This window comes from Amycolatopsis echigonensis (assembly GCF_014174495.1).
Classification (GTDB): Bacteria; Actinomycetota; Actinomycetes; order Mycobacteriales; family Pseudonocardiaceae; genus Amycolatopsis; species Amycolatopsis echigonensis.
The window spans coordinates 57,761-64,913 of sequence record NZ_JACJHR010000052.1; the positions used below are offsets into that span (position 1 = coordinate 57,761).

Below are 7,153 nucleotides of genomic sequence, written 5' to 3' on the forward strand. Positions count from 1 at the left end.
GGTTGTCGGGTGTGTCTGCTGCGGTTTGGTGGGGTTTTCGGGTCAGGCGCGTAGGCGGGCGGCGGTGTCGGCGACTGTCGCCTGGATCTCGCGGCGGTCGACTCGGGTCGGTTCGGCGTCGGCGACTACCTGTTCGCCTGCGACCCATACGTCGCGCACTCGTCGAGATCCGGCGGCCCACACGAGGTTCGCCAGTAGCTGCTCGTCGGGCACGTCCAGGCCGGCGGCGAACGCCGGGTCGTCGAGGTCGACGTGTACCAGGTCGGCCCAGCGGCCCGGCTCCAGTACGCCGAGGTCGTCGCGGCCGAGTGCTTCCGCGCCGCCGCGGGTGGCCATCAGGAAGACGTCCTTCGCGGTCACCACGGTGGAGTCATCGTTGGCCAGCCGCGCCAGCATCGCGGTGAGCTGCAGTTCTTCCCACAGGTCGATGTCGTCGTTCGACGCCGGGCCGTCGGTGCCGAGGCCGATCGCGACGCCCGCCGCGCGCAGGTCCTTGATCCGTGCGATCCCCGACGCCAGTTTCGCGTTCGAGCCGGGGCAGTGCGCCATTCCGACGCCTCGCGCGGCGAAGATCGCGATGTCCTCATCGGACAGATGGATCGCGTGCGCGGCAAGCGTGCGGCCGTTGAACATCCCGAGCGAATCCAGCAGCTTCGGCACCGAGCCGTGTTCCTTGCGCTGCTCGACATCCTCCGCGGCGGCCTCGGCGACGTGGATCTGCACCAGCGCACCCCGCGCGGCCGCCGATTCCGCAGTCGCGCGCAGTCCGTCCGGGTTCAGCATGTACGCCGAGTGCGGGCCGTAACCCAGTTCGATCCGTTCTCCCGGACCGAACCGCAGGCCGTCGGCGTCGATCCAGCGGTCGATCGCCGCCAGCGTCGAGCGCCAGTCCATGCCGGGCAGTTCGATCACCGGCGGGGCGACGAGCACCCGGCCGCCGGTGGCGAGCACCGCGTCCACGAGCTGTTCGCCCTCGAAATACATTTCCGCGCTGGTCGTCACGCCGTGCCGGAGCATTTCGACCGATCCGAGCAGCATGCCGGTGCGCACGTCCGCCGGCTTCAGTTTCGCCTCGGTCGGCCAGATGATCTCGCGCAGCCAGCGCAGCAGCGGCAGGTCGCCGCCCATCCCGCGCAGGAGCGTCATCGGGCTGTGCGCGTGCGCGTTCACCAAGCCGGGCACCAGGATTCCGGTCAGCCGGGTCTCCTCGCCGGCGAACTCCGGTGCGCTCGAAGCCGGTCCGACGAACGAAATCCGGCCCGCGTCGTCGACATCCACGACGGCGTCACGGAGCAGGGAGCAGGACGGATCGGCGGGCAGAACAACCGGGGCGTGGAAGCGACGCGACATAACGAGATAGTACGGGCGTCCCAGTGGCGGTTAATCCACTACGCCGCTACGCCAGGCCCAAGCTGCGATTTCCACTCGGTTACGCGCGCCGACTTTGCCCTGCACCGAAGCCAAATGCGTCTTGACCGTCGACAGCGACAGGAACAACTCCGCGCCGATCTCGGTGTTGGTGAGTCCACGCGCGGCGGCCTTCACCACGTCCAGCTCGCGCGCGGTCAGCGGCTCGGACGGAGCCGACGCCTCGCGCTTGGTGCTGGCACCGTCGAAATGCTTCAGCAGCCGCACGGTGATCTGCGGAGACACCAGCGCGTCACCGCGGTCGGCCGCGCGCACCGCCTCGATCAGCAGGGCGGGTCCGGCGTCCTTGAGCAGGAAGCCGCTCGCGCCGTTGCGCAGCGCGGTGTGCACGTATTCGTCGAGGTCGAAGGTGGTGACCACGACGACCTTCAGCGGGTCGGCGACGTCCGGCCCGGCCAGCTGCCGCGTGACCTCCAGCCCGTCCAGCCCCGGCATGCGGATGTCCAGCAGGCAGACGTCCGGGCGCAGTTCACGCGCCTTGGCGACCGCGGAGACGCCGTCCGGCACGTCCGCGACCACCTCGATGTCGTCCTGGGCGTCCAGGATCATACGGAAACCCATCCGCACCATTTCCTGGTCGTCCGCGATCAGTACCCGGATCACCCGTCTGTCTCCCCGTTCGCCTCGAGCGGCAGCCACGCCTCGACCCGCCAGCCGCCGTTCGGCTCGCGGCCTGCCGAAAGCCTGCCGTGCAGCAGCGCGACGCGCTCGCGCATGCCGACCAGACCGTATCCGCCCGATCCGCCGGCCGGACGATGAGTCTGCCCGCTGCCGTTGTCGGTCACCCGCAAGTGCAGTTCGCCTTCGACGACCTCGGCCAGCACGAGCGCCTCGGTGGCGTCCGACGCGTGCTTGCCGACGTTGGTGAGCGACTCCTGGACCAGCCGCAGCGCGGACCGGCCGACCTCGTGCGGCAGGTCCGCCGGAAGGTCGAGCCGCAGCTGCGTCGGGATGCCGTGGTTGCCCGCGTCGACGAGTTTGCGCAGGTCAGCGGCCAGGTCGGTGGTCGCTTGCTCGTTGAACTCGCTGGAACCGGCCGGTGCGTCGCCGCGCATGCTGCGGACCAGGCGGCGCATCGCGGCGAGCGCCTCGACGCCCGCGTTCTCGATCCGGCCCATCGCCTCCAGTGCGAGCTCCGGGTTCTTCTCCCCCATCATCCGCGCGGCCTGCGCCTGCACGACGATCCCCGTCACGTGGTGCGCGACCACGTCGTGCAGTTCCCTGGCCAACGCCATCCGCTCGGCTGTCTGCGCGTCGGTGACCGCGGATTTCACGACCTGCGCGCGTTCGGAATCGCGCGAGCGCAGGTACAGACCGATCGCGATGGCGATGCCGAGCAGCAGCACCCCGACGGTGGCGAGCGTCCCGAGCGTCGCCGGGTCGGTGAGCAGGCGGCCGGGGCGGTACTGGCTGAAGTTCAGGATCGTGCCGATCGCGACCACGCCGGACAGCACGACGATCCGCGGCCAGGCCCGGGCGAGCGGCACGGCCCGCACGACGTTCACGACCACGCCGAACCCGGCCACGATCTGAGTCGGCGGGATGCCGCCGAGCAACTGGTAGCTGTGGCTCGGATGCAGGAACGGCGTCATCAGCGCGGACAGCAGGAGAAGCCCGGCCACCACCAGGATCGAATCCCGCGGACGGCGTGGTGACAACGCGGTGACCGCGGCGGCGCCGATCGAGCAGGCCAGCAGCGGGAAACCGCGGCTGCCGCTTTCGTAGGTGTAGCCGAATTCGACCAGCACGCCGATGCCGAGCATGCCGATCAACGGCCACTGGCCGCGCACCAGTTCGGTGAACCGGTGCATGGTCCGCAGCCGTTCCACGGTCGCCGGGTCGCGTTCGCGGCGCGGACGCCCGACCGCGCCGGTGGTCACCGCCGCGACGAGGAGCAGGAACCCGAAGAGCAGCGACTGCAAGACGTTGCTCGTGTAGAGCCTGCTGTCGTATCCGCGGCCGAACACCGCGGTGAGCGCGCCCATGACCAGTGCGCTGATCACCGCGAACGCGACCCCGGGACGGGCCCGGCGGGCGAGGAAGTAGACCATTTCGATCCCGGCCACCACCTCGGTGATGGACAGGTTCGCCAGCACGCTCGAATAGGCCGGGATGTTCAGATAGCGGATGGCGAAGGTGCAGAACATCAGCACCAGCGCACCGAATACGCCCGCCACCGCCGCGCGTTTGCGGGCCCAGAGCGCGCATGCCGCCATCGCGAAAATGCCCGGGAACAGGCCGAGATCGACGAACTTCGGGCCGATGTCGTCGAGCGCCGCGTCGGTCACGAACACGAGGTCGAACGCCAACGCGGCGAACAACACGAGCACGGACATGTCGAGCCGGCGGGCGAGTTCGGTCGCTCGCGCGGCGAACGTTTTCGACGGCGGGGTGTGCGGCACACCGTGACGGTAGAGGATTCGTGCCCGCGCGCACCTTGGCCACGTGGTTCGTCGCCATCGGCCGATCGGCCGAGGCAGGCCGGTCAGGTACCGGCCGTCTGCCCGAAGTGGACACCCGCTCGAATCCGAGAAGCTGCCTTCCGTCGCAGTCGAAGACGAATGACGGAGACAGGGAGAGAGCTGGCGGATGACGAATCCACACCTGAGCGCCGGACCGGTGTTGTCGGGACGCGGACTGGTGAAGCGTTACGGGCAGCAGCACGCGCTGGCCGGAATCGACATCGACGTCCAGCCGGGCGAGGCGATCGCCATCGTCGGCCCGTCCGGCTCCGGCAAAACCTCGCTGCTGCACGTGCTGGCCGGGATCCTGCGCGCCGACAGCGGCGAAATCTGGTTGCAGGGACAGCGGATCGACCAGTTCGGCGAAAAGCGGCGCAGCGAACTGCGTCGCACCGAATTCGGTTTTGTCTTCCAGTCCGGAATGCTCGTCTCCGAGCTGACCGCGGAAGAGAATGTCGCACTGCCTTCGCTGCTGGCCGGCGGAACTCGTGGCGAATCGATTGCCGCGGCGCGGGAATGGCTTGGCACCCTCGGATTGGCCGGCAAGGAAGCGCGGCGTCCCGGCGAGCTTTCCGGCGGCGAGGCACAGCGCGTGGCGATCGCCCGCGCGCTCACCCACCGGCCGAAGGTGATCTTCGCCGACGAGCCGACCGGCGCGCTCGACACCCGCACGGGCCGCGAGACGATGGACGCGCTGCTCGCCGCCGCCCAGGCGTCCGGAGCCGCGGTGCTCGTGGTGACCCACGACCGGGAACTCGCCGAATCGATGCCGCGCACCGTGGCGATCCGCGACGGCCTGATCGCGACGAGGCTCGCGGCATGAACCCGTTCCAGCTCGCCCTGCGGGTGCTGCGCGGCGACCGGCGGACCCGCACCTCGGCGATCCTCACCGCGCTCGGCGTCGCCGTCGCGACCGGGCTCGTCCTGCTGCTCGCGACACTGCCGTACGCCACGCAGGCCCGCGAGCAGCGGGCGCTGTGGCAGAACAGCGGCCGCTACGACTCCGGCCAGCAGAACGCCCTGCTCGTCAACTCCTCCAAGGACTACTTCGACGGCAAACAGGTCGCCCGCGTCGACATCGCGGTCACCGGCCGGGCCGACCTGCTGCGGCTGCCGCCGGGCATCCCGCAGCTGCCCGGACCCGGCGAGACGATCGTGTCGCCCGCGCTCGGGAAACTGCTCAACGCCACCCCAGCCGATCAGCTCGGGAACCGGTTCGGCAAGCCGGTCGACGCGTTCGGCGACGAGGCGCTGCGGTACCCGGAACAGCTCGTCGCGCTCGTCGGGCACAGCCCGCAGGAAATGCGCCCGTACGGACACCAGGACCAGCCCGGCCAGGACGCTTACCCGGCCTCGTCCTTCCCGACCGGGCACGGACGTCCGGACAGCCTCCTGACGGTGTTGTCCTGGGTCGGCATCATCGTGCTGCTCGTGCCGAGCCTGGTGCTCGTCGCGTCGTCGGCCCGGCTCACCGCCGCCCGCCGCGAACAGCGGCTCGCCGCGATCCGGCTGGCCGGGGCGACTCCCGGCCAGGTGACCGCGATGGTCGCCGCCGAAACCGGATTGTCGGCAGGCATCGGCGCTCTGCTCGGCCTGCTGCTGAGCCCGGCGCTGCGCGGCCTGGCCACGTTCGTGCCGTGGGACGGCGGGACCTGGCTCGCCGCGGACTTCTCGCTGCCAGTGGGGCTGACCGTGCTCGCCGTGCTGCTGGTCCCGCTGCTCGTGGTGCTCGCCGGGGTGCTCGGCCTGCGCCGAGTGGTGACGACACCGCTGTTCGCGACCGGCGGGCACACCGTGAAACCGTTGCGCTGGTGGCGGTTGCTCGCGCTGCCCGCGGCCGGATTGTTCTTCTTCTACACCGTTTTCGGCGCGCGCAGCGGCGGCAGCGGCAACCTGGTGCTGGTCGGCCTGTTGCTGGTGGTCGCTTCGGCGATGGTGGTCGGACCGTGGGTGACCTCAGCGGTCGGCGGAACGTTCGTGCGGATCTGGCGGCGGCCGTCGTCGCTGCTGGCCGGACGTCGGCTGCGCAACGATCCGAAGGGCTCTTACCGGGCCTCGGCCGGGATTGTGCTCGCGGTGTTCACCGGGTCGATGGCGCTCACCCTGCTGCCGTCGATCGAAGCCCTCGCCGGCGGCGGGCGTCAGTACGTGGACTCGGCGCTGTACGTCGACGTCAACGCGGACCGCGCCCCCGAAGCGACCGAGCGGACCAACGCCACGCTCGCGAAGGCCGGACTGTCCGAACGCGTCGTACCGGTGGCCAGCGTCTACGTGATGCAGGGCGAGGGGAACTACCGGTCGATGCAGCGCGCATACGTCATGACCTGCACCGATGCCGCGAGGCTGACCCGGCTCGGGATCACCCAGCAGGACTGCAAGCCGGGAGTCGGCCTGTACACCCCGTACCAGCTGGACACGAACAACCTGCGGGTCGCGCGGTACGGCGGCGAGGACAGCACGGGCACCCCGCTCGGCGCTGTCACCACGGGGACGTATCACCCGGAAAAGCACAGCAACTCCGGCGAGTACGTGATCGACCCGTCCGCGGTGCCGGCCGGCGTCAAACCGAGCACGGTCACGCTTGTCGTGCCGACCGCCGAGGCCAACCGCGAGGTCGTGCGGACCGCGCTGGTGCCCAACGCGGTCGGGCAGGAAATCGGCAGCCGCGAGCAGTACCTCTACGGACAGCAGGTGCAGCTCAGCGACCTGCGCCGGGTCACGGTGATCGGCCTCGTCGCGGCGGGCATCCTCGCCGGCTGCAGTGCGGCGGTCGCGACCGCGGGCTCGGTGATGGACCGGCGGCGGACGTTCGGCGCGCTGATGGCGGCGGGGACGCCGGTGCGGGTGCTGTCGCGGGCGCTGCGGATGGAGGCCGCGCTGCCCGCGCTGGTGGCGACCATCGGCGCCGGCGTGACCGGCGTGGTGGTCGGACTCGGGCTGTTCATGGCGACGATGGAACGGGGGTCGGTGGTGTTCAGCCCGTGGATCGCCGCGCCGGTGGTGCTCGGTATCGGGGTGGCACTGCTCGGCGCGTCGGTCTGCACGCCCGCGCTGAGGCGAGTGCAGGCGGAACCACTGGCCGACGAATAGCTGGCACCCGCCCCTCGTCGGGGGAGGGGCGGCACCGGGGGTGAAGGGAGCGAAGGGCCGTTGCCGGGGATGGGAACCCGGCAACGGCCCTTCGTCAGTTTCGGCTCGCTTCGCTGACTCGCGTGGCTCCCAGCTGGCGCAGAAGCCCGTGAAGGGCCCCTTGAGGGAATCTA

5 protein-coding genes are annotated in these 7,153 nt (G+C 70.4%); 2 read left to right on the forward strand and 3 right to left on the reverse strand.

What is annotated here, in order from left to right; all coding sequences use genetic code 11:
- Positions 1-42: 42 nt before the first annotated feature.
- Genes H5411_RS30095 through H5411_RS30105 form a run of 3 tightly spaced genes read right to left on the reverse strand, consistent with a single transcriptional unit; the run spans position 43 to position 3,830 of the window.
- Positions 43-1,350 (reverse strand): amidohydrolase family protein, encoded by a 1,308-nt coding sequence (locus H5411_RS30095; RefSeq protein WP_101436771.1) that lies wholly within the window; start codon positions 1,348-1,350, stop codon positions 43-45.
- Positions 1,351-1,380: 30 nt separating this feature from the next.
- The gene (locus H5411_RS30100; RefSeq protein WP_183125779.1) at positions 1,381-2,031 is read right to left on the reverse strand and encodes a response regulator; all 651 of its coding nucleotides are present in this window, start codon (positions 2,029-2,031) and stop codon (positions 1,381-1,383) included.
- Positions 2,028-3,830, reverse strand: coding sequence for a histidine kinase (locus H5411_RS30105; protein ID WP_183125780.1), 1,803 nt, complete (start codon positions 3,828-3,830; stop codon positions 2,028-2,030). Before H5411_RS30105 ends, H5411_RS30100 begins: the two co-directional genes overlap by 4 nt.
- 187 nt (positions 3,831-4,017) lie before the next feature.
- Between H5411_RS30105 and H5411_RS30110 the strand changes: the two genes are divergently transcribed.
- A complete protein-coding gene (locus H5411_RS30110) occupies positions 4,018-4,713 on the forward strand; it encodes an ABC transporter ATP-binding protein (RefSeq protein ID WP_101436774.1) in 696 nt (231 codons plus the stop codon).
- Positions 4,710-6,980: an FtsX-like permease family protein gene (locus H5411_RS30115; protein ID WP_101436775.1), complete on the forward strand. Its 2,271-nt coding sequence runs from the start codon at positions 4,710-4,712 to the stop codon at positions 6,978-6,980. The genes H5411_RS30110 and H5411_RS30115 overlap by 4 nt, the downstream gene beginning before the upstream one ends.
- Positions 6,981-7,153: the final 173 nt, after the last annotated feature.

Coding starts and splice junctions, on each gene's coding strand:
- H5411_RS30110 (WP_101436774.1), top strand. CDS start 4,018: ATGACGAATCCACACCTGAGCGCCGGACCGGTGTTGTCGGGACGCGGA.
- H5411_RS30095 (WP_101436771.1), bottom strand. CDS start 1,350: ATGTCGCGTCGCTTCCACGCCCCGGTTGTTCTGCCCGCCGATCCGTCC.
- H5411_RS30115 (WP_101436775.1), top strand. CDS start 4,710: ATGAACCCGTTCCAGCTCGCCCTGCGGGTGCTGCGCGGCGACCGGCGG.